Source organism: Streptomyces hesseae (assembly GCF_031845785.1).
Taxonomy (GTDB): domain Bacteria; phylum Actinomycetota; class Actinomycetes; order Streptomycetales; family Streptomycetaceae; genus Streptomyces; species Streptomyces hesseae.
This window is the reverse complement of sequence record NZ_JAVRFI010000007.1, coordinates 181,967-204,242: the sequence shown is the minus strand read 5'-3', so window position 1 is coordinate 204,242 and position 22,276 is coordinate 181,967. Positions and strand designations below refer to the sequence as shown.

The following is a 22,276-nucleotide window of genomic DNA, read 5'->3' as shown; positions in this document are numbered from 1 at the left end:
ACCCAGACCGTGAAGGCCTCGATGGACTTCCACCCGCAGCCCCGGCCCGGCACCGCCACCCCCTGGGCCTTCCCCGCACCCGAGCGCGGCCTGCTCCCCAACGGGCTGACCGTGCTGCGCTGCCACCGCCCCGGCCAGCAGGTCGTCGCCGTCGACGTCGTCCTGAACGCGCCGCTGGCCGCCGAGCCCGAGGGCCTGGACGGCGTCGCCACGATCATGGCGCGCGCCTTCTCCGAGGGCACCGACAAGCTCAGCGCCGAGGAGTTCACCGCCGAGCTGGAGCGCTGCGGCGCCACCCTCGACGCCCACGCCGACCACCCCGGTGTCCGGCTCTCCCTGGAGGTCCCGGCCTCCCGGCTGGGCAAGGCCATGGGCCTGCTCGCCGACGCCCTGCGCGCCCCGGCCTTCCCGGACAGCGAGATCGAGCGCCTGGTCGACAACCGCCTGGACGAGATCCCGCACGAGCTGGCCAACCCGGCCCGCCGGGCGGCCATGGCGCTGGCCGCCGAGCTCTTCCCGGCCGACTCCCGGATGTCCCGCCCCCGTCAGGGCGCGCAGGAGACCGTCGAGCGCGTCGACGCCGCGGCGGTCCGGTCCTTCTACGAGGCCCATGTCCGCCCCGCCACCACCACCGTGGCGATCGTCGGCGACTTCACCGGCATCGACCTCGACCGGACCCTGGCGGAGTCCCTGGGCACCTGGACCGGCACCACCGTCGAGCCGCTGCCCGTGCCGGCCGTCACCGCCGACGACACCGGCCGCGTCGTCATCGTGGACCGGCCCGGCGCCGTGCAGACGCAGCTCCTCATCGGCCGTACCGGCCCCGACCGGCACGCGAGCATCTGGCCCGCCCAGATCCTCGGCACCTACTGCCTCGGCGGCACCCTCACCTCCCGCCTGGACCGCGTCCTGCGCGAGGAGAAGGGCTACACCTACGGCGTGCGCTCCTTCGGCCAGGTGCTGCTCTCCGCCCCCGACGGGACGGGCACGGCCATGCTCGCCATCAGCGGCTCCGTGGACACCCCCAACACCGGCCCCGCGCTCCAGGATCTGTGGACCGTGCTGCGCACCCTGGCGGCGGAGGGCCTGACCGAGGCCGAGCGCGACGTCGCCGTGCAGAACCTGGTCGGTGTCGCGCCGCTGAAGTACGAGACGGCCGCGGCCGTCGCCGCGACCTTCGCCGACCAGGTCGAGCAGTACCTGCCGGACGACTTCCAGGCGCGGCTGTACGAACGCCTCGCGCAGGCCGGCACGGTGGAGGCCACGGCGGCCGTCGTGAGCGCCTTCCCGGCCGACCGCCTCGTCACCGTCCTCGTCGGTGACGCCGCCGAGATCGCCGAGCCCGTCAAGGCCCTGGGCATCGGCCCGGTGACGGTCATCCCCGCCTGACGGCGACTCACCACCCCGGCGCGGCGGCCACGCTGCGCCGGGGCAGCGTTGGCGCATGGGTCCGTTGTGACCCATGCGCCTCGCTTATGTCCGCTTTCAGGCGGAGGTTGCATGTTGGTCGTGTGGCGTACGTCATAAAACCCCACTTCTGTTTGCTGTTCGAATCTGACGCCGATTAGCGTCAGGCCCGGCAGCCCGCCTATCGGAGCCGCGACCGCGGCCCCCGGGCAGCCATCGCCGAGTTCCCGAGGCGCGAGCCGAGGGGAGCCGGGGACCCAAACGTCCCTGGGGTGAATCGGGCCCCTCTCACGAGGGATCCGTAGGAGACCTTCCTGCTCCGAACCCGTCAGCTAACCCGGTAGGCGAGAGGGAAGGAAAGGAACAGCCGCAGACATGGCGTTCACCCGTGCCACCGGGAAGCACCGTCGTCCGAGCCGCGCCGCGCGCGTCAGCGCCAATGTGGCGGGCATAGCCACCCTGACGGCCGCCGGCGTCGTCGCCGGTGTCGCCGCCCCGGCCTTCGCCGCCTCCGACGACGCCCAGCGCCCCGAGGACACCGGCCTGACCCAGGCCGTCGTCATCGGCGACGTCATGGCCGAGCACGTCGACGCCCAGGCCGAGTCCCAGCGCAGCGCCGCCGACGAGGCCGCCGCCCGCCTCCAGGCCGAGGAGAGCGCCAAGCAGAAGGCTGTCCAGGCCAAGCAGCGTTACGAAGAGGCCAAGCGCAAGGCCGAGGAGGAGCGCGCCGCCAAGGAGAAGGCCGCCCGCGACGAGGAGCGCAAGCGCCTCGGCACCTTCGTGAGCCCCATCGACGGCTCCTACGTCTCCACCGCCTACAAGGCCTCCAGCGGCCTGTGGTCCTCCGGCAGCCACACCGGCATCGACATGCACGCCGAGACCGGCACCTCCGTCCACGCGGTGGGCATGGGCACCATCGTCGAGGCCGGCTGGGGCGGCGCCTACGGCAACAACGTCGTCATCCAGATGGCCGACGGCACGTACACCCAGTACGGCCACCTGTCCTCCATCGACGTCTCCGTCGGTCAGTCGGTCACCCCGGGCCAGCAGATCGGCCTCTCCGGCGCCACCGGCAACGTCACCGGCCCGCACCTGCACTTCGAGGCCCGCACGGCCCCCACCTACGGCTCGGACATCGACCCGATCGCCTACATGGCCGCGCACGGCGTCAACCTGTAACGACGCGCGACGACTTCCGAAAGGCCCCGGCCCCAGGCCGGGGCCTTCGTGTTGGCCAAAAAATATCCATGAAGCGGCGGCACCATCGGAAAACGCCCGGGATTGCCATAGAGTCGCCGAACGGACGTCAATCGGCCGTGCTGCAGGGGGATTGAAGCATGAGGCGGAGGTAGACCCATGCGGGGCCGTACGTGAGCGGCGACGGCGAAGGGCCGCGCGAGAGCCGTCGTATTTCCACGCACGCGGTGTGCACCGCCATCCGCGACGACATCGTCTCCGGCGCTTTCCCGCCGGGCAGCCGGCTCATCGAGGAAATCCTCGCCCGCCGCTACGGCGTCTCCCGGGTGCCCGTGCGCGAGGCGCTGCGCACCCTCGCCTCCGAGGGCTTCGTGACCACCCGCCGGCACGCCGGCGCCTGTGTCGCCGAACCCACCGAGCGCGAGGCCGCCGACCTTCTCGACATCCGGGCCCTGCTGGAGCCGCTGGGCGCCGCCAAGGCCGCGCAGCGGCGCTCCGAGGCCCATCTCAAGGTGTTGCGGGGCCTGGTCAGGCTGGGTCAGGAGCGGGCCCGCGCGGGCCGTTGCGCCGAACTGCGTCAGCTCGGCGACTGGTTCGACGAGACGCTCGCCCAGGCGTCCGGCAGCCCCTCGGTCGCCGGGCTCCTGACCCAGCTGCGCCGCAAGATCGCCTGGGTGTACGCCCCGGGGCCCGTGGTCCGGCCGCTGGAGACCTGGGAGGCGTGCGGGGCGCTGGTGGACGCGGTGGCCCGCGGGGACGTGGAGCGCGCCCGGGAGCTGGCCGCCGTACGGGCCGGCCGTTCACCCGGTGAATTCCTGCTGCGGCGGACCGGCGGCGACCGCGTCCATCCGCCGAAACAGCCCGTAAACACGGCGGGCGTCCGTTCTTAACAAGGGCCCGCTATTCCTGGAGGAATAGCGGCCGGGAATTCGTGGCGGTCCCCGGCCGGAGCACCGCCGTGCGCGTCTGTGGAGAGCGGCGCGCACGGCGTGTGAAAAGCCCGTGGGCGCGGCCGTGATGCGGCCCTTGGGCACGGCCGCGGGATACGCCCCTGGATACGGGCCCTGGATACGACGACGGGGCCGCGGCGGCCTCGGTCGGCTGCCGCGGCCCCGCCGCGCGGTCCCGCCCGGGGAGGGGCGGGCCGGTGGATCAGACGGTCTCCGGGAGCTCCTCGAGCCCCTCGGCGACGAGCTTGGCCAGACGGTCGAGCGCGGCCTCGGACCCCTCCGCCTCACTGGCGAGGACGATCTCCTCGCCACCCTGGGCGCCCAGGCCCAGCACGGCGAGCATGGAGGCGGCGTTGACGGGGTTGCCGTCCGCCTTGGCGATCGTCATGGGGACGCCGGCGGCGGTCGCCGCACGGACGAAGATCGACGCGGGCCGGGCGTGCAGGCCCTCGGCCCAGCCGACGTTTACGCGGCGCTCAACCATGGTGTTGCCCTTCAAGTCGATATTGGTTGTCTAGACCATTGTGGCACGGGGCGCGCGGTGCCCAGCGCGCGCGCCCCACCGGGGACCTCCGGTCGCGCCCCGTGGGCCGGGCGGCACCGGACCACTGTCGGTACCCGGCCTTACGCTGGGCCCATGCAGACGCCGTCCGAGCACGCGTACCCGACCCACTGGGAAGCCGACGTCGTGCTGCGCGACGGCGGCATCGCCCACATCCGCCCCATCACGCCCGACGACGCGGGGCGGCTGGTCAGCTTTTACGAGCAAGTGTCGGACCAGTCCAAGTACTACCGCTTCTTCGCCCCCTACCCCCGTCTCTCCGACCGGGACGTCCACCGCTTCACCCACCACGACTACGTCGACCGGGTGGGCCTCGCCGCGATCGTGGGCGACGAGTTCATCGCCACGGTGCGCTACGACCGCATCGCCCCGGCCGACGAGGCCGAGGTCGCCTTCCTCGTCCAGGACGCCCACCAGGGCCGCGGTGTCGCCTCCGCCCTGCTCGAGCACGTCGCGGCCGTCGCGCGCGAGCGCTCGATCCGGCGCTTCGCCGCCGAGGTGCTCCCCACCAACACGAAGATGATCAAGGTCTTCACGGACGCGGGCTACACACAGAAGCGCAGCTTCGAGGACGGCGTCGTCCGCCTCGGCCTCGACCTGGAGCCCACCGACGCCTCCCTCGCCGTGCAGCGCGCCCGCGAACAGCGCGCCGAGGCCCGCTCCGTGCAGCGCCTGCTCACCCCCCGCTCCGTCGCCGTCGTCGGCGCCGGCCGCGAGCCCGGCGGCATGGGCCGCACCGTCCTGCGCAACATCGTCGCCGGCGGCTTCACCGGTCGGACGTACGCGGTCAACCTCGCCTTCCCCGAAGAGCCTTCGCGCCTGGAGCCCGAGGGCGTCCCCGCCCATCGCTCCGTCCTCGGCATCCCCGAGCCGGTGGACCTCGCGGTCGTCGCCGTCCCCGCCGAGCAGGTCCCCGCCGTCGTCGCCGACTGCGGCGAGCACGGCGTCCAGGGCCTCGTCGTGCTCACCGCCGGATACGCCGAGAGCGGGGGGAGGGGCCGCGCCCGCCAGCGCGAGCTGGTCCGCCAGGCCCGCTCGTACGGCATGCGCGTCATCGGCCCCAACTCCTTCGGCCTGATCAACACCGCCGACGCCGTCAGGCTCAACGCCTCCCTCGCCCCCGAGCTGCCCGCCGCCGGACGGGTCGGGCTGTTCAGCCAGTCCGGCGCCATCGGCATCGCCCTGCTCTCCGGCCTCCACCGGCGGGCGGCCGGCCTCGTGGGCATCTCCACCTTCGTCTCCGCGGGCAACCGCGCCGACGTCTCCGGCAACGACTTCCTCCAGCACTGGCACGACGACCCCGACACCGACGTCGTCCTGATGTACCTGGAATCCATCGGCAACCCGCGGAAGTTCGCCCGCCTCGCCCGGCGCACGGCCGCCCGTAAGCCGCTCGTCGTCGTCAAGGGCGCCCGGCACGGCGCCGCCGCCCCCACCGGCCACGCCGTGCCCTCCACCCGCATCCCCGACGCCACGGTCTCCGACCTGCTGCGCCAGGCCGGCGTCATCCGCGTCGACACGGTCACCGAGCTGGCCGACGCCGGGCTGCTCCTCGCCTCCCAGCCGCTCCCCGAGGGCCCCCGCGTCGCGATCTGCGGCAACTCCGAATCCCTCGCTCTCCTCACGTACGACGCCTGCCTCACGGACGGGCTGCGGCCCCTACTGCCCCGCGACCTGACCACGTCCGCCACCCCGGCGGACTTCCGCGCCGCGCTCTCGGCCGCGCTGGCCGACCGGGCCTGCGACGCCGTGGTCGTCACCGCCATCCCCTGGGTCGGCGACACCTCCGCCGCCGACCTCGCCACCGCCCTGCGCGAGGCCGTCGCGACGTCCCCCACCGCGAAGCCGGTGGCGGTGGTCCACCTGGAGATCCCGGGCCTGGCCGAAGCCCTGGCGGCACCGGGCCCGGCCCGCGCCGCGGACGAGCCGCCCTCGGCCGAGGGCCCTGCGGGCCCGCTGCCGGGGAGCCCCGCCTCCACGGCTGGGCGCCGGCCGCCTGTTGTGGACGGCGGGGCCGTCGGCCGGGGGGCCGCATCGAGGGACACCGCTGCCGGGGGAGCCGTCGCGGCGGAAGCCGCCGCTGCTGCGGGCCCTGCCCCTGGTGGGCCTCCGGACCGCGCCCCGGTGAGGCCTGCCGTCGAGGCAGGCCCGTCGCCCGCTGTCGGCAGCGGCGCCCCACACACTGGCCCGGCCGCCCCGGGGTCGGTCGCCCCCACCGGCGCCCCGAGCGCGGGCGCCGCCCCCGGCACGCGTCCGGACCGCCGCGCCCCGGCAGGCTCACCCGCCACGGGCGGCGTTCCCGGCGCCCCCGCCACCACCGGTGGCGAGCCGCAAGCCGCTGCCGCGATCGGCACCGCATCCGCCCCCGGCCCAGCCGCAGGCGTACCCGCAGGCGGCTCCGTGCGGATACCCGCCTACCCCGCCGCCGAGCGGGCCGTGCGGGCGCTGGCCGAGGCTGTGCGTTATGCGCGGTGGCGGCGGGATGTCGCCGTGCCCGGGCGGGTACCCGAGTACGACGACATCGACGAAGAGGGCGCCGCCGCCGACATCGACGTCCTGCTCCGGGCCCACGGCGCCGTCGCCCCGCGCGCCGTGACGCTCTCCGCCCCCGACACCCAGCGCCTCCTCGCCCGCTACGGCATCGCCGTGCTGCCCGCCCTGCCCGCGCCCGACCCCGACAGCGCCGTGGACGCCGCCCGGCGGCTCGGCTTCCCCGTGGCCCTCAAGCCCACCGCACCCCACCTCCGCCACCGCGCCGACCTCGGCGGGGTCCGCCTCGACCTCGGCGGCGAGGCGGAATTGCGCCGCGCGTACACGGAGTTGACCGAGCTGCTCGGCAAGCCCGAGGAGCTGAGCCTCGTCGTGCAGTCCATGGCGCCCCGTGGCGTCGACACCGTCGTCCGCGCCGCCATCCACCCCACCGCCGGCGCGGTGCTCTCCTTCGGGCTGGCCGGCGCGCCGTCCCTGCTGCTCGGGGACATCGCCCACCGCCTCGTCCCGGCCACCGACCGGGACGTCGCCGAGCTCATCCGTTCCGTGCGCACCGCGCCGCTGCTCTTCGGCTGGCGCGGCTCCGCCCCCGTGGACACCGCGGCCCTGGAGGAGCTGCTGCTGCGGGTCTCGCGCCTCGTCGACGACCACCCGGAGGTCGTGGGCGCCGACCTGGAGCCGGTGATCGTCGCCCAGCATGGGGTGCACGTCCTCGGCGCGACCATCCGGCTGGCCCCGCCCCCGGCCCGCTCCGACCTCGGGCCGCGGAGTCTGCCCCTGTACTGACCCTGTACCGAGTCCCCGTACCGAGTCCCTGGCCGGGGATCGGCGGCAGCCGGACCCCGTACGCCCCGTAGGATGGGCGTATGGCGAAGACCGGTACGACGACCCAGGGGCTGCGCGCGGCTATCGAGCGCAGCGGCTACTACCCGGCCCTCGTGGCCGAGGCGGTGGAAGCCGCCGTGGGCGGTGAGCCGGTCGTGTCGTACCTGGTCCACCAGGAGACGACGTTCGACTCGAACGAGGTGCGCCGCCATGTCACGGTGCTCGTCCTCACCGGCACCCGATTCATCGTCAGCCACACCGACGAGCAGGCCGCCGACGGCACCTCCCCGTCGCCCTACGCCACCACCTCCACCGAGTCCGTGAAGCTCGACCGGATCTCCTCGGTGGTGCTCAGCCGCGTCGTCGCCAACCCCGAGGCCTACACCCCGGGCACCCTGCCCCGCGAGGTCGTCCTGACCATCGGCTGGGGCGCGGTCTCCCGCATCGATCTCGAGCCCGCCGCCTGCGGCGACCCGAACTGCGACGCCGACCACGGCTACACCGGCTCCTCCACCGCCGACGACCTCAGCCTGCGGGTCAGCGAGGCGGGTGACGGCCCGGACACCGTCCGTCAGACCCTCGCCTTCGCCCAGGCGCTCTCCGAGGCCACGGCGGCCACCGCGGCGACCGCCCGCTGATGTCGTATTCCACCGTCGCCGGCGCGGCCTGGCCCGAGCCGGCCCCGCTCGACCCCCGCTCCGCACCGCTGCCCCGCTACGGCACCGGCTCCCTCGCCGACCTGCTGCCCTCGGTCGCGGCGGGCCTGGGCGTGCCCGGCCTCACTTCCGGGATGGAGCTGGCGCCCGCCGACCGGGTCTGCGTCTTCCTGATCGACGGCCTGGGCTGGGAGCTGCTGCGCGCCCACCCCGACGAGGCCCCGTTCCTCCACTCGCTGCTGGGCACGTCCATGAACGGCACCGGCGCGCCCATGACCGCCGGCTTCCCCTCCACCACCGCGACCTCCCTCGCCTCGGTCGGTACGGGCCTGCCGCCCGGCGCCCACGGTCTGGCCGGCTACACCGTCGCCGACCCGGCCACCGGGCAGCTGATGAACCAGCTGCGCTGGCGCCCCTGGACCGACCCCCACGCCTGGCAGCCGTACCCCACCGTCTTCCAGCTCGCGGACGCGGCCGGGATCGCCACCTGCCAGGTCTCCGCGCCGGACTTCGAGCACACGCCGCTGACCAAGGTCGCGCTGAGCGGCGGCACCTTCCACGGCCGGCTCTCCGGCGAGGAACGGATGGACTTCGCCGCCCAGCGCCTCGGCGCCGCGGACCGCTCGCTCGTCTACACGTACTACAGCGAGGTCGACGGCAAGGGCCACCGCTTCGGCGTCGACTCCGAGGAGTGGCGCGGCCAGCTGATGTACGTGGACCTGCTCGCCCGGCGACTCGCCGAGCAGCTGCCGCCGCGCTCGGCCCTCTACGTCACCGCCGACCACGGCATGATCGACATCCCGTTCGACCCGGAGTCGCGCATCGACTTCGACGAGGACTGGGAGCTGCGCGCCGGGGTCGCCCTGCTGGGCGGCGAGGCACGGGCCCGCCATGTCTACGCGGTGCCCGGCGCGGCCGCCGACGTCCTGACCGTGTGGCGCGAGGTGCTCGGCGAGCAGATGTGGGTCGCCGGCCGGGACGAGGCCATCGAGGCGGGCTGGTTCGGCCCGCCCGGCGAGGGCGTCGACGACCGGGTGTACGCGCGGATCGGCGACGTCGTCGCCGCCGCCCGCGACGACGTCGCGATTGTCGCCACGGAGACCGAGCCCAACGAGTCGAAGATGGTCGGCCTCCACGGTTCCATGACGCCCGTCGAGCAGCTCGTGCCGCTCCTCGAAGTCCGCTCCTGAGCGAAGCCCGCTTCCTGAACGAAGCCCGCTCGCGAGCGGAGCCCGTTCCCCCCTGACCTCCCCCCACGATCAAACGAAAGGCATCGGCCTTCCCATGCCCGAGCTGGTGTTCTTCTCCGGAACGATGGACTGCGGAAAGAGCACCCTCGCTCTGCAGATCGAGCACAACCGGTCGGCCCGCGGCCTCGAGGGGCTGATCTTCACCCGCAACGACCGCGCGGGCGAGGGCAAGCTGTCCTCCCGGCTCGGCCTGGTCACCGACTCCGTCGAGGCGGGGGAGGGGTTCGACTTCTACGCGCACCTGGTCGCGCACCTCTCGGCGGGCGGCCGCGCGGACTACGCCATCTGCGACGAGGCCCAGTTCCTCGCCCCGGAGCAGATCGACCAGCTGGCCCGGATCGTCGACGACCTCGAACTGGACGTCTTCGCCTTCGGTATCACCACCGACTTCCGCACCAAGCTCTTCCCCGGCTCCCAGCGCCTGATCGAACTCGCCGACCGCGTCGAGGTCCTCCAGGTCGAGGCGCTGTGCTGGTGCGGGGCACGGGCCACCCACAACGCCCGTACGGTCGGCGGGGAGATGGTCGTCGAGGGCGCGCAGGTCGTCGTCGGCGACGTCAACCAGCCGGAGACCGTGGTCGGTTACGAGGTGCTGTGCCGGCGCCACCACCGCCGCCGGCTCACGGCGGCCGCCGCGCGTGCGGCTGCCCTGTCGCCGGACGTGCTGCCGGTGGATCCCGAGACCGAGAACGCGCGCTGAACCGGACGGCCCGCTAGCGCGCCGTCCGCAGCAGGGTGAAGACCGCGCCCTCCGGGTCCTCGACCGTCGCAGCGTGCCCGGCCGCCATCTCCGCCGGGCCCTCCACGACCCGGCCGCCCAGCTCGACGACCCGCTCGGCGGCCGTGTCCACGTCCGCCACTTCGAAATACGTCATCCAGTGCGGATGCCGCAGCGACGGCCCCGCACCCCGGATCGCGGCCACCGGACGGCCGTCCAGGTGAAGCGTGAACGTGTCGGCGCCCACGGCGCCGGACGACTTCGTCTCGTACCCGAACAGCGCGCGGTAGAACTTCAGCACCGCGGCGGCGTCATGGGTCACCAGTTCGTGCCAGACCGGGGTGCCCGGCGCGCCCGTCGTCCCGGGATCCACCATCCCCCGCCCCTGCCGGACGCCGAACGGCGCCCCCGCCGGGTCCGTGGCGAGCACCACCCGCCCCGCGTCCTCGGCGGCCAGCGGGCCCACGCCGACCGTTCCACCGGAGCAGTGGATCCACTCCGCGGAGGCGTCCGCGTCGTCGCTCGCCAGATAGGTGGTCCACGCGTTGGCGAGTTGACGATCGGGCGGCAGGCCCCCGATCCCGGCGACATCGTGGCCGTCGACCGTGGCCCGTACGTACGGGCCCGGGCGGCCGGGCCCCGGGCTGTAGTAGGACCACCCGAACAGCCCGCTGTAGAACTCCTTGGTCGCCTCCAGGTCCTGCACCAGGAGACTGGTCCAGCAAGGAGTGCCCGGTGTCTGCCGCCGGGTGCCCTCGCCGTGCTCGGAGGAGCCCCATACCTCGGTCATCGTCAGTATCTCCTCGGACCATCGTGGTGGCCGCGCGTCCCCGCCGGGACACGCGCCCCGGCCGCGCCGGGCGTAAGGGTTCCCGCTGAGCATGCCCGAATTCGCGTTCCGCTTCCGTGTCCTCGGCAGCGCCGTCCAGTATCGATCAGCAAAGCGCCTTCTGGCCAGGGGACCGTTCGGAGCAACGGGGACTACGCCAGGATGGGTTCATGAACGCCATCATCACCGCGAAGGAATGGGCGAGCGAGTCGGCCGGCGAGCGGCCGCCTACGCTCCTGGACGTCCGCTACCGGCCTGGAGGCGCGCCCGGCCGTCCCCAGTACGAGGCCGGGCACCTCCCGGGCGCCGTCTATGTCGACATGGACGCCGAACTCGCCGGCGAGCCGGGGAAGAAGGGCCGTCACCCGCTGCCGGACACCGCGGAGTTCGGGGCGGCGATGCGCCGGGCCGGGGTGCGCTCCGACCGCCCGGTCGTCGTCTACGACGACGGTCTGGGCTGGGCCGCGGCCCGGGCGTGGTGGATGCTGCGCTGGGCCGGGCATCCGTCCGTACGCGTCCTGGACGGCGGGCTCGCCGCGTGGAACGCGGCCGGGGGAGAACTGACGACGGAGGTACCGGCGTCGGCCGACGGCGACTTCGTGCCCGAGCCGGGCGCGCTGCCGGTGCTCGACGCGGACGGCGCGGCCGCGCTGGCGCGGCGCGGGGTGTTGCTGGACGCGCGGGCGGGGGAGCGCTACCGCGGTGAGGTGGAGCCGCTGGACCGGGTCGCCGGGCACATCCCCGGCGCGGTCTCCGCCCCCACGACCGAGAACGTCGCCGAGGACGGCCTCTTCCGCCCGGCCCCCGAGCTCGCGGCCCGCTTCGCGGCGCTGGGGGCGACGGGTGCGCCCGGCGCGGCGGAGGTGGGCGTCTACTGCGGCTCGGGCGTCTCCGCGGCACACGAGATCCTGGCACTGGCGGTGGCGGGTGTGCCGGCGGCGCTGTACGTCGGGTCGTGGAGCGAGTGGTCGTCCGACCCGGCGCGGCCGGTGGCGACGGGGGCGGAAGCGGGCTGACCACCGCCGGGGCGGATCCGGCACCGCCGGACGCGTATCCGGTGGTGCCTCGCCGCGACGGCGCTTAGCCCACCGCGAGGTGCCCGGCGGTGCCGAACCGGCCTGTCGGCCGGATCAGTCCTGCTTCTTCCGCCGCGTCCCGAAAACGATCTCGTCCCAGCTCGGCACCGCCGCCCGTCGCCCGGGGCGGACGCCGTCCGCCTCGGCCTGGCGGTCCGTCGTGCCGGTCAGGCGTTCGCGGTGTCCCGCCACCGATCGCGGCATGAGGACGTCCGCGTAGGCGGACCCGGCGCTGGCGGCCGGGGCCGGGGGCTCGACGATCTCCGGCTCCTCCGCCGGGGCCTCGGACGGGGGCGAGGGGATCGCGCCGACGGCCGGGGGTGTGGAGGGCGGCTCGGGTACGACCATGTCGCCCCGGAAGCTGGGCACGGCCTCCAGGAGGCTGGTCAGCGAGTCGCGGTCGCGCTCCTTGGGCGCGTCCTCGGCCGGCGCCTCGCCGGAGGGCGCCTCCGTGTCCGCGCCGTCGGCGGACTGCCGGTCCCGGTCGAGGGAACGGTCCAGCGGCCGGTCGCGCGGCAGCCGGGCGATACGTGGCACGAACGGGAAGGTCGGCTCGGGCGTGTCGTCGGTCTCGCCGATGAGCGCCCGGGCCTCGTCGTCCAGCGCCTGAACGATCCGGCGCGGCGGGTCGTAGGTCCAGCTGGCCGCGCGCGGCTCCCCGGCGGCGCGGTAGACCAGCAGGACTTCCCAGGTGCCGTCGTCGCGGCGCCAGGAGTCCCACTGGGCGGTGTCCTTCTCGGCGCCACGCAGCATCATGCGCTCCGCGACGGTCTCGCCGAGCGGCGGACCGCTGTTCTCGCCGGGGCGGCGTACGGCCGTCTTGCGGGCCCGCTCCGCCATGAAGGCGCGCTCGGCGAGCACGGGGCCCTCGAAGCGCCGTACGCGCTCCACGGGGATGCCCGCCAGCTGGGCGACCTCCTCCGCCGAGGCGCCGGCCCGGATGCGGGCCTGGATGTCGCGGGGCCGGAGGTGGCTCTCCACCTCGATCTCGATCTGGCCGAGGCGTGCGCGGTCGTTGCGCACGGCGGCGCGGAGCCGCTCGTCGATGGGAAGGGTGTACTCCGTGCTGTCCGCAGACTTGAGAACCAGCCGTGTGCCGTCGTTGGAGACTGCCACGACACGCAGTTCGGGCATGGGGACCTCCCGGGTGGTGCCTGCCGACGTCACCTGCGTCGCTGCTTCCGCTAGTCGAGTGTGGCCTGCCCGGGTAGCAGCCTGCCACAACATTGCCGAGTTGACGGGGCGAGAGCCGCCCGGGCCCCTCCCGCCGGATCCGGTGGATTCCGGGCAGCCGAACGGGATATTGGGGCCAGGGCTCGCCACAGTACTCCATTCGGGCCAGCGGGCGTGGATCGGCGCGCCAGCGAAGTTCACCTGCGGCAAGGGAGTTGGAATGCGCCCCTTGGGGCGGGCTCGGCCGGGCTTGGTTCCCATGGGTGGCGAGGTTCACATAATCGCCCGATTCGGAACTGTTCGTTAGGCTCGAATGTCTCTTCTGGCTATAAGAGGTACTGAAAGGAACAACAGAGGCTGGAGATGGACGACAAAGCCGAAAGTGAGGCAAAAGCCAAGGGCAAGCGCCTGGAACTGAGCGTCGCACAGGTGTCCGGTAGTGCTCTGGCGGCAGTCGTGGCGGCCCTGCTCGCGGGCAAACTCGGTGTATACGGCACGGTACTCGGTGCCGGTGTCGTCAGTGTGGTGGCCACGACGGGTGGCACAGTCTTCCAGCACCTGTTCAAACGTACGGGTGAGCAGATACGCGATGCGGCGGGCCCGTCGGAGCCCCGGCTCCGTCAGGTGCCGGTGCGCGACGCGTCCCGCGCCGTGGACCGGGCGCGCTCGGCCGACGCCGCGACGACCGTGCTCCCCGTCGCCGATCCGGAGCGCACCCAGCTGCTCGGACAGGTCGACGCGACGGGCGCGTCGCCGGGGACCGAGGACCGTACGCAACTGCTGCACCAGGTGTCACATCCCGGTGCGAACCCGGCGCAATCCGAGGCGTACGCCGGTGCGTACACCGGCGCGCAGGACGACGCGTACATCCACGGCTACTCCGACACGTTCTCGCACGGCACGACCCACGGCACCCGGCTGCGCGGCTGGAAGCGCCCGCTGCTGGGGGCCGCTGCGGTCTTCGCCCTGGCCATGGGCACGGTGACGGCGGTGGAGGTCGTCTCCGGTTTCAGCGCGGACGGGGACAAGGGCGAGACGACCGTCAGCCGGATCTTCCAGCCGGGCAAGAGCGAGAAGAAGCAGGACCCGGACCCGCCGCAGACCCCGGACCCCGGCCGCTCGCACGACGGGAACGAGGCGGACGCCGGCGAGAACGGCCCGACCCCCTCGCCGGGCGTGTCGCAGCAGGGCGGCGGCAGCGGTACGGGCAAGCAGACGCCCGACCCGGGGCCGACCCCGTCCTCCGGCGGTAGCTCCACGCCGAAGCCGACCCCGACGCCGGACGGCAGCTCGTCGCCGGACGCGGGCAAGGGCGGGACGGACGGCAAGGGCGGCGGCACCGGCGGCCAGGGCTCCGGCGGCACGGGCGGCCAGTCGCCGTCGCCGCAGCCCGGCCAGAACGCCGCGGCCGGTACGGGCACGGGCACCGGTACGGGCACGGCCTCGTAGGTCGGCCTCGTAGGGCGAGACGCGCGGGAACATCACGGGCGCCGGGCGGCGGACCTCCCCCGAGGGAGGCCGCGCCCGGCGCCCGTGCCGTCACCCGCCCAGGACCCGCCGCAGATAGGCGTTGCCGAAGACGCGGTCCGGATCCAGCCGGTCCCGCACCGCCGTGAACTCCGCGAAGCGCGGATAGACGTCCGCCAGATACGCGGCGTCGCGGTTGTGCAGCTTCCCCCAGTGCGGCCGCCCCCCATGGGCCGTCATGATCTGCTCGACGGCCGTGAAATACGCCTGGTGCGGGGTGCCCCTGTACATGTGTACGGCGATATAGGCCGTATCCCTGCCCGAAGCGGTGGACAGCGGGATGTCGTCCGCCGGGGCCGTCCGCACCTCCACGGGGAAGCTCACCCGCAGCCGCCGGCGCTCGATCATCGCCCGCAGCTCCCGCAGGGCTGCCATTGCCGCCTCGCGCGGCAGTGCGTACTCCATCTCCAGGAAGCGCACCCGGCGGGGGCTGGTGAAGACCTTGTAAGGGATGTCGGTGTACGTACGGGGGGACAGAGCCCGGGCGGAGAGCCGGGCGATTCCGGGGACCGTCCCGGGGACGGCCCGGCCCAGCGCGCAGACGGCGCCGAAGAGGCCGTTCGACAGCAGTTCGTCCTGCACCCAGGCGGCGGCCCGGCCGGGCGGGGCGGCCGGGCCCTCGACGCGGTTGTTCCGCTTGGTGGTACAGCGGTCGGTGTGCGGGAACCAGTAGAACTCGAAGTGCTCGTTCTCCGCGACGAGCGTGTCGAAGCCGGATGTGACCGCGCCGAAGGACATCGGCTCCTCGCGCGCGGTGAGCAGGAACTCCGGTTCGACCCGGAAGGTGATCGCGGTGATCACGCCCAGCGCGCCGAGGCCCACCCGCGCCGCGGCGAACACCTCCGGGTTCTCGCCCGCCGAGCAGGTCAGTACCGAACCGTCGGCGGTCACCAGCTCCAGCCCCGCGATCTGGGCGGCGATCGCGCCCGAGTCGCGGCCGGTGCCATGGGTGCCGGTGCTGACGGCCCCGGAGACCGTCTGCTCCATGATGTCGCCCATGTTCGTCAGGGACAGGCCCCGGGCGGAGAGCTCCTCGTTGAGCCGACGGAGCGTCATGCCCGCGCCGACCGTCACGGTCCCGGCGTCCCGGTCGATCGAACGGATGCCGTCCAGGCCCTCCGGGCGTATCAGCAGACCGTCGGTGGCGGCCGCGGCGGTGAAGGAGTGGCCGCTGCCGACCGCCTTCACCTTCAGGCCGTCGGTGGCGGCCCGGACGACCGCGGCGGCCAGCTCCTCCGTGGTCCGCGGGGTCACCGTGCGCGCGGGCCGGGCGGTGACGTTCCCCGCCCAGTTGCGCCATACGTCGTCGTCATGCCTCCTGGTGGCGCTGTTCCGCCAGGTGCTGTTCGTCCTTGCCGTCGCCCCCATGGGCGCGCACCCCCACCCGCTCCGGCGCCGGCCGCAGCCGGCGGTACCCGAGGAACGCGCCGACGGCCGCGAGCAGTCCCGCCGCGCCGGACACCGCGTACCCCGCCCGGGCCCCGGCCGCGTCCACCACCCAGCCGGCGGCCGACGAGCCGAGCGCCACGCCGACCGCCAGTCCGGTGCTCGTCCAGGTCATGCCCTCGGTCAGCTTCGCGCGCGGTACGTGCTGCTCGACGAGGGCCATCGTGGTCACCATCGTCGGCGCGATGGCCAGGCCCGCGACAAAGAGCGCCACGGCCAGGAACGGCAGGTTCCCGACCAGTTGGAGGGGGATCATACTCACGGCCATCGCACACACACCCAGAACCCAGCGGCGGGCGGCGTCACCCCGCAGATGGAGCAGGCCGAAGACCGCGCCGGCGATCCCGGAGCCCAGCGCGTACACAGCGAGCACCAGGCTGGAGGCGGCCTTGTGGCCCTGGTCCTCGGCGAAGGCCACGGTGACGACATCGATGGAGCCGAACAGGGCGCCGGTGGCCGCGAAGACCGCCACCAGCACCTGAAGCCCCCGCGAGCCCAGCGCGGAGCCCGCCGACTGGTCCGTCCGGGGGTGCGGCTCCGGCTCGGTGGCCCGCTGCGCGGTCAGCCACACGACGCCGATCGCCAGGAAGCAGGCCGCCAGCAGCGGACCCGCCTCGGGGAACCAGCTCGTGGACAGGCCGATCGACAGGATCGGCCCGATGATGAACACGACCTCGTCGATGACGGACTCGGCCGAGTACGCCGTGTGCAGATCGCGCGGTGAACCGTGGAACAGCGCCGCCCAGCGGGCCCGCACCATCGACCCCACGCTCGGCACACAGCCCGCGCCCGCCGCGAAGACGAAGAGCGTCCACTCGGGCCAGCGCTGCTGCGCGCTCACCAGCAGCCCGGCGACGGCCGCCAGCGCGACGGCCGTCGCCGGGCGGAGTACGCGCCGCTGCCCGTGCCGGTCGACCAGCCGGGAGACCTGCGGTCCCAGGACGGCGGCGGAGAGCGCCAGGGTCGCCGAGACGGCGCCCGCCAGCCCGTACCGGCCGGTCAGCTGGGAGATCATCGTGACGACGCCGATGCCGAGCATCGACAGGGGCAGCCTGCCGACGAGGCCCGCCGCGGCGAAGCCCTTGGTGCCGGGTGCGGCGAATATCGCGCGGTAGGGACTGGACAAGGACGCTCCCGGAAAGGTCGGCACTGGGGACGGGTCGAGGGTGCCGTAAGGGACGTAGGTGGCCGATACAGCTTACGTCCGTATGTTCGTGCGACGCACCGCCATTTCCCGGCTGTCAGTGGCGGGTGGCAGGATCGGAGGCATGTCGGATCAGCCATCCCACGCCCCCTATGACGCCCTGCTGTTGCTCTCCTTCGGCGGGCCCGAGGGGCCGGACGACGTCGTCCCGTTCCTGGAGAACGTCACCCGCGGCCGGGGCATCCCCCGCGAGCGGCTCAAAGAGGTCGGGCAGCACTACTTCCTCTTCGGCGGCGTCAGCCCGATCAACGACCAGAACCGGGCGCTGCTGAGCGCCCTGCGCGAGGACTTCGCGGCGCGCGGTGTCGACCTCCCGGTCTACTGGGGCAACCGCAACTGGGCGCCGTACCTGACCGACACGTTGCGTCAGATGGTGGCCGACGGCCACCGCCGGGTGCTCGCCCTGACCACCAGCGCCTACGCCTCCTACTCCGGCTGCCGGCAGTACCGGGAGAACCTCGCCGACGCGCTGGCCACGCTGGAGGCCGAGGGCCTGCCCCTGCCGCGCGTCGACAAGCTGCGGCACTACTTCAACCACCCCGGCTTCGTCACGCCCATGGCCGAGGCCACGCTGGCCGCGCTCGACCGGCTGCCCGAGGACGTCCGGGCCGGCGCCCATCTGGCCTTCACCACGCACTCCATCCCCACGGCCGCCGCCGACACCTCCGGCCCGGCCGAGGGCCACGGCGACGGCGGCGCCTATGTCGCCGAGCACCTCGACGTGGCCCGGCTCGTCGCGGAGGCGGTGCGTAAGGAAACCGGCGTCGAGGACCGCCCCTGGCGCCTCGTCTACCAGTCCCGCAGCGGCGCCCCGCACATCCCCTGGCTCGAGCCCGACATCTGCGACCACCTGGAGGCGGTGAGCGCCGAGGGCGCGCCGGCCGTCGTCATGGTGCCCATCGGCTTCGTCTCGGACCACATGGAGGTCAAGTACGACCTCGACACCGAGGCCACCGCCAAGGCCGCCGAGCTGGGCCTGCCCGTGGCCCGGGCCGCCACCGTCGGCGCCGACCCGCGCTTCGCCGCCGCCGTCCGCGAGCTGGTGCTGGAGCGCGCGGCGACCGAGCGGGGCGAGCGGCCCGAGCGCTGCGCGCTGGGCTCGCTCGGGCCCTCCCACGACCTCTGCCCCGTCGGCTGCTGCCCGGCGCGGGCCCCGCGCCCGGCCGCCGCCGGCGCCGACAGCCCGTACGCGTAAGGAGCCGCTGACCGTGACCGTGAACGACGCCCCCGATGCCCTCGACGCCCCCGACGCTCTCAAGGACGAACTCCTGGCGGTGGCCCTGGAGGCCGCCGACCGGGCCGGCGCGCTGCTGCGCGACGGCCGGCCCGCCGATCTCGGCGTGGCCGCCACCAAGACCAGCCCCATCGACGTCGTCACCGAGATGGACATCGCCGCCGAGAAGCTGATCACCGGCTTCATCGCGGAGCGCCGCCCGCACGACGGACTGCTGGGGGAGGAGGGCGCCAGCACCGAGGGCACCAGCGGGGTGCGCTGGGTGATCGACCCCCTCGACGGCACGGTCAACTATCTCTACGGGCTGCCGTCGTGGGCCGTGTCGATAGCCGCCGAGATCGACGGCGAGGCTGTCGTGGGCGTCGTCGCGGCCCCGATGCGCGGCGAGACGTACCGCGCCGTGCGCGGGCGGGGTGCCTTCGAGGGGCAGCGGCGGCTGCGCTGCCGGCCCGCGCCCGCCTTCGCACAGGCCCTCATCGGCACGGGCTTCGGCTATCTGACGGCCCGGCGCGCCGCCCAGGCGGAGGTGGTGCGCGCGATCCTGCCGGAGGTGCGGGACATCCGGCGCGCCGGAGCGGCGGCGATCGACCTGTGCGACGTGGCCTGCGGCCGGCTCGACGGCTACTACGAGCGCGGGCTCAACCCCTGGGACTACGCGGCGGGCGCCCTCATCGCCCGCGAGTCCGGCGCCCTGACGGGCGGCCGCCCCGGGGCCCCCGCCACGGGCGAGCTGACGATCGCGGCCGCCCCGGGCCTCTTCGAGCCGCTCCAGGCACGGCTGGAGGAACTGGGAGCCTGGCACGACTAGCCCTGCCGACCGGCCCTGCGGGCGGCTTCCGGGGACGTACGGCGAAGCCCCCTCACGCAGGCGCCCCCGGCACGGGCATCCGTGCCGGGGGCGCTCCGCGCTGTGCGGATCAGACTTGTACGCCGTGCTCCGCCGCCAGGCGGTGAAGCTCGTCGAGCTCCGACTGTTCGACGTCGGCGAGGTAGTCGTCGCCCGTACGACGGGCGTGGTCGAGGTCGGACCGGGTCATCTCTATGCGCTGCAGAATGCCAGCGGTGAACGCGTCCATGGTGCTGCGCCCCCTCGTCGTGGGTTGGCGGCACGGGGGTGTGCCACGGCGAAAACGATCACTGCGTGGTGTACCCGCATACGCGTAGGCGTACGGAGAAGCGTGATCGCGGGTGTGCAGACGTCTTCCCCACCCCGGTCCGGGCGGAAACCTTTGACCGCCGAAGAATCCGGAATCCTTCCCAGGCAGACCGCCGGGCACCCCTTACAGCCGGTTTACCGACATCCGAGGCAGGATGGAGGGACCCATCAGGGACAACACGCCTGCCCACACGGGCCAAGAGGAAGGAACAGCGCCGTGCGCGTACTCGTCGTCGAGGACGAGCAACTGCTCGCAGACGCCGTCGCCACCGGACTGCGCCGGGAGGCCATGGCCGTCGACGTCGTGTACGACGGAGCGGCCGCCCTGGAGCGCATCGCCGTCAACGACTACGACGTCATCGTCCTCGACCGTGACCTGCCGCTCGTCCATGGCGACGACGTCTGCCGCAAGGTCGTCGAGCTCGGCATCCCCACCCGGGTCCTGATGCTGACCGCCTCCGGCGACGTCAGCGACCGGGTGGCCGGCCTGGAGCTCGGCGCCGACGACTACCTTCCCAAGCCCTTCGCGTTCAGCGAGCTCACCGCCCGCGTGCGCGCCCTCGGGCGCCGTACGACCGTGGCGCTGCCGCCCGTCCTGGAGCGCGCGGGCATCAAGCTCGACCCCAACCGCCGCGAGGTCTTCCGCGACGGCCGCGAGGTACAGCTGGCGCCCAAGGAGTTCGCGGTGCTGGAGGTGCTCATGCGCAGCGAGGGAGCCGTGGTCTCGGCCGAGCAGCTGCTGGAGAAGGCCTGGGACGAGAACACCGACCCGTTCACCAACGTGGTCCGGGTCACCGTGATGACGCTGCGCCGCAAGCTCGGCGAACCCCCGGTGATCGTCACCGTGCCCGGTTCCGGATACCGGATCTGACGCGCGATGTCCCGGACCCCCGCCGCCCCCACGCCTCCGCCTCCCCCCGCCCCTCCGGCGGGCGGGCCGGACCCGGCCGCCGCTCCGCCCCCCAAGCCCACCTGGGACCCGCGCCAGCCTGTCGTCCGGCCGTTCCCCTGGCTGCGCCCGACCATCCGGATACGCCTCACCCTGCTCTACGGCGGGATGTTCCTGATGGCCGGCGTCCTGCTGCTGACGATCATCTATCTGCTGGCCGCCGACGCCCTGAGCGTCGGCAGTGAGCCCCTGATCAGACTGGTCAACGGCAGCCAGGTCCAGGTGACCGGCAACACCTGCCCCGAGCTGAAGAGCCCGGGCCTCAACGCCGACCAGGCCAACAACATCCTCGAAGCCTGCATGCGCGACCAGCGGGCGGCGGCCCTCGGCTCCCTGCTGCGCCGCTCCCTCCTCGCCCTGCTCGGCCTCGCCGTGATCGCCTTCGCCTTCGGCTACGCCATGGCCGGCCGGGTCCTCTCCCCGCTGGGCAAGATCACCCGCACCGCCCGCCGGGTGGCCGGGTCGGACCTGACCCGGCGGATCGAGCTGGGCGGCCCGGACGACGAGCTCAAGGAGCTGTCGGACACCTTCGACGAGATGCTGGACCGGCTGGAGCGGGCCTTCACCGCCCAGCAGCGGTTCGTCGCCAACGCCTCGCACGAGCTGCGTACCCCGCTGGCGATCAACCGCACCCTGCTGGAAGTCAGCCTCTCCGACCCCGGGGCCTCCCCGGAGCTCCATCAGCTAGGCAAGACGCTGCTGGCCACGAACGAGCGCAGCGAGCAGCTCGTGGAGGGCCTGCTGCTGCTCGCCCGCAGCGACAACGAGATCGTGGACCGCAAGCCCGTGGACCTCGCCGAGGTGGCCTCCCAGGCCCTCGACCAGGCCCGTGGGGAGGCCCAGACCAAGGGCGTGGAGCTGCGCGGCACCCGGCAGCCCGCGGTCGTCCAGGGCAACGGCGTGCTGCTGGAGCGGATCGCGCTGAACCTCGTGCAGAACGCGGTGCGCTACAACACCCCCGACGGCTGGGTGGAGGTCACCACCCAGGCCCTGCCGGGCCAGGCCGTGCTGATCGTGGAGAACACCGGCCCGGTCGTCCCGGCCTACGAGGTGGACAACATCTTCGAGCCCTTCCGGCGGCTGCGCACGGAGCGTACCGGCAGCGACAAGGGCGTCGGCCTGGGGCTGTCCATCGTGCGCTCGGTGGCCCGGGCGCACGGCGGGCGGATCACCGCGGAGCCTCGTGAGGGTGGTGGTCTGGTCATGCGCGTCGTCCTGCCCACCTGACCGGCCCCGGGCCGGTCAGGTCCCGGCCCGATCCCGGCCCGGGCGTGCCCGGGCGAGGGGGAGTCTGCGACAATAGGTCCCTCGTGGGTTCGCTTTGGGCGGAATTCATCCGGTCCGCCCGGCACCGCGGCTGTGTGTGATCGGTCACATACGCAGACTTCCGGCCATCTACTCTCCGTGACCATGGATCCCAAGGGAGCGCCTGAAAAATGGGGGTTTCCAGGGGTCCTGATCACGGGAAGTACACGGAATGGCGTGGCCGCACACGGCATTTCGACCGTGTACGGTCCCCATCGACACCCGTCCCGATCACCTCTTCAGGTGTGCGGTTGGGTGTCGATTGAGTAACAGACCTTGATGTGAGGCAAAATCTCCGCCTCGGGTCGGGCACAAGTCCGGC

The 22,276-nt window shown here is 73.6% G+C and carries 18 protein-coding genes and 1 riboswitch; of the genes, 13 read left to right on the top strand and 5 right to left on the bottom strand.

Translation table 11 applies throughout. From position 1 onward, the window contains the following. Nucleotides 1–21: 21 nt before the first annotated feature. The 3 genes from RM609_RS14240 to RM609_RS14230 all read left to right on the top strand — a co-directional run bounded on the left by RM609_RS14240 (nt 22) and on the right by RM609_RS14230 (nt 3,494). Entirely contained in the window at nt 22–1,389 is a 1,368-nt protein-coding gene (locus tag RM609_RS14240) for a M16 family metallopeptidase (protein WP_311611081.1), read from the top strand. Nucleotides 1,390–1,614: 225 nt separating this feature from the next. Beyond that, nucleotides 1,615–1,769, top strand: a riboswitch (cyclic di-AMP (ydaO/yuaA leader). Nucleotides 1,770–1,782: 13 nt separating this feature from the next. Beyond that, complete coding sequence (locus RM609_RS14235) at nt 1,783–2,586, top strand: M23 family metallopeptidase (RefSeq protein WP_311610944.1); 804 nt, start codon at nt 1,783–1,785, stop codon at nt 2,584–2,586. A 191-nt stretch (nt 2,587–2,777) separates the two neighbouring features. Then, nucleotides 2,778–3,494 (top strand): GntR family transcriptional regulator, encoded by a 717-nt coding sequence (locus RM609_RS14230; RefSeq protein WP_311610942.1) that lies wholly within the window; start codon nt 2,778–2,780, stop codon nt 3,492–3,494. Nucleotides 3,495–3,756: 262 nt separating this feature from the next. On the opposite strand, the gene RM609_RS14225 is transcribed toward RM609_RS14230, so the two are convergent. Further along, nucleotides 3,757–4,038, bottom strand: coding sequence for an HPr family phosphocarrier protein (locus RM609_RS14225; protein WP_311610940.1), 282 nt, complete (start codon nt 4,036–4,038; stop codon nt 3,757–3,759). A gap of 153 nt (nt 4,039–4,191) precedes the next feature. Here RM609_RS14225 and RM609_RS14220 point away from each other — a divergent pair, with 153 nt between their 5' ends. The 4 genes from RM609_RS14220 to RM609_RS14205 all read left to right on the top strand — a co-directional run bounded on the left by RM609_RS14220 (nt 4,192) and on the right by RM609_RS14205 (nt 10,037). Beyond that, the gene (locus RM609_RS14220) at nt 4,192–7,392 is read left to right on the top strand and encodes a GNAT family N-acetyltransferase (RefSeq protein WP_311610939.1); all 3,201 of its coding nucleotides are present in this window, start codon (nt 4,192–4,194) and stop codon (nt 7,390–7,392) included. A gap of 80 nt (nt 7,393–7,472) precedes the next feature. Then, nucleotides 7,473–8,069 (top strand): DUF5998 family protein, encoded by a 597-nt coding sequence (locus tag RM609_RS14215; protein WP_311610937.1) that lies wholly within the window; start codon nt 7,473–7,475, stop codon nt 8,067–8,069. Further along, a complete protein-coding gene (locus RM609_RS14210; protein ID WP_311610934.1) occupies nt 8,069–9,277 on the top strand; it encodes an alkaline phosphatase family protein in 1,209 nt (402 codons plus the stop codon). Before RM609_RS14215 ends, RM609_RS14210 begins: the two co-directional genes overlap by 1 nt. Nucleotides 9,278–9,371: 94 nt before the next feature. Further along, the gene (locus RM609_RS14205) at nt 9,372–10,037 is read left to right on the top strand and encodes a thymidine kinase (RefSeq protein WP_311610933.1); all 666 of its coding nucleotides are present in this window, start codon (nt 9,372–9,374) and stop codon (nt 10,035–10,037) included. A 13-nt stretch (nt 10,038–10,050) separates the two neighbouring features. On the opposite strand, the gene RM609_RS14200 is transcribed toward RM609_RS14205, so the two are convergent. After that, complete coding sequence (locus RM609_RS14200) at nt 10,051–10,845, bottom strand: VOC family protein (RefSeq protein WP_311610932.1); 795 nt, start codon at nt 10,843–10,845, stop codon at nt 10,051–10,053. A gap of 209 nt (nt 10,846–11,054) precedes the next feature. On the opposite strand from RM609_RS14200, the gene RM609_RS14195 reads away from it, so the two are divergent. Then, a complete protein-coding gene (locus tag RM609_RS14195) occupies nt 11,055–11,900 on the top strand; it encodes a sulfurtransferase (RefSeq protein ID WP_311610931.1) in 846 nt (281 codons plus the stop codon). A 114-nt stretch (nt 11,901–12,014) separates the two neighbouring features. On the opposite strand, the gene sepH is transcribed toward RM609_RS14195, so the two are convergent. Further along, complete coding sequence (sepH, locus tag RM609_RS14190; RefSeq protein WP_311610929.1) at nt 12,015–13,127, bottom strand: septation protein SepH; 1,113 nt, start codon at nt 13,125–13,127, stop codon at nt 12,015–12,017. A gap of 369 nt (nt 13,128–13,496) precedes the next feature. On the opposite strand from sepH, the gene RM609_RS14185 reads away from it, so the two are divergent. Continuing rightward, nucleotides 13,497–14,582, top strand: coding sequence for a hypothetical protein (locus RM609_RS14185; protein ID WP_311610927.1), 1,086 nt, complete (start codon nt 13,497–13,499; stop codon nt 14,580–14,582). 90 nt (nt 14,583–14,672) lie between these two features. Here RM609_RS14185 and RM609_RS14180 read toward each other — a convergent pair whose 3' ends face one another. Both RM609_RS14180 and RM609_RS14175 read right to left on the bottom strand, forming a co-directional pair. Next, nucleotides 14,673–16,028, bottom strand: coding sequence for a D-arabinono-1,4-lactone oxidase (locus RM609_RS14180; RefSeq protein ID WP_311610925.1), 1,356 nt, complete (start codon nt 16,026–16,028; stop codon nt 14,673–14,675). Continuing rightward, the gene (locus RM609_RS14175; protein WP_311610923.1) at nt 15,970–17,232 is read right to left on the bottom strand and encodes an MFS transporter; all 1,263 of its coding nucleotides are present in this window, start codon (nt 17,230–17,232) and stop codon (nt 15,970–15,972) included. Before RM609_RS14175 ends, RM609_RS14180 begins: the two co-directional genes overlap by 59 nt. A 142-nt stretch (nt 17,233–17,374) precedes the next feature. Here RM609_RS14175 and RM609_RS14170 point away from each other — a divergent pair, with 142 nt between their 5' ends. From RM609_RS14170 to RM609_RS14155, 4 genes are all read left to right on the top strand, one after another. Continuing rightward, nucleotides 17,375–18,505 (top strand): ferrochelatase, encoded by a 1,131-nt coding sequence (locus RM609_RS14170; RefSeq protein ID WP_311610922.1) that lies wholly within the window; start codon nt 17,375–17,377, stop codon nt 18,503–18,505. A 13-nt stretch (nt 18,506–18,518) separates the two neighbouring features. After that, nucleotides 18,519–19,352, top strand: coding sequence for an inositol monophosphatase family protein (locus RM609_RS14165; protein WP_311610921.1), 834 nt, complete (start codon nt 18,519–18,521; stop codon nt 19,350–19,352). Nucleotides 19,353–19,917: 565 nt separating this feature from the next. After that, entirely contained in the window at nt 19,918–20,571 is a 654-nt protein-coding gene (locus tag RM609_RS14160; RefSeq protein ID WP_311610920.1) for a response regulator transcription factor, read from the top strand. A 6-nt stretch (nt 20,572–20,577) separates the two neighbouring features. Then, on the top strand, nt 20,578–21,876 hold the full coding sequence (locus tag RM609_RS14155; RefSeq protein ID WP_311610918.1) for a sensor histidine kinase: 1,299 nt from the start codon (nt 20,578–20,580) through the stop codon (nt 21,874–21,876). The last annotated feature ends 400 nt before the right edge of the window (nt 21,877–22,276 follow it).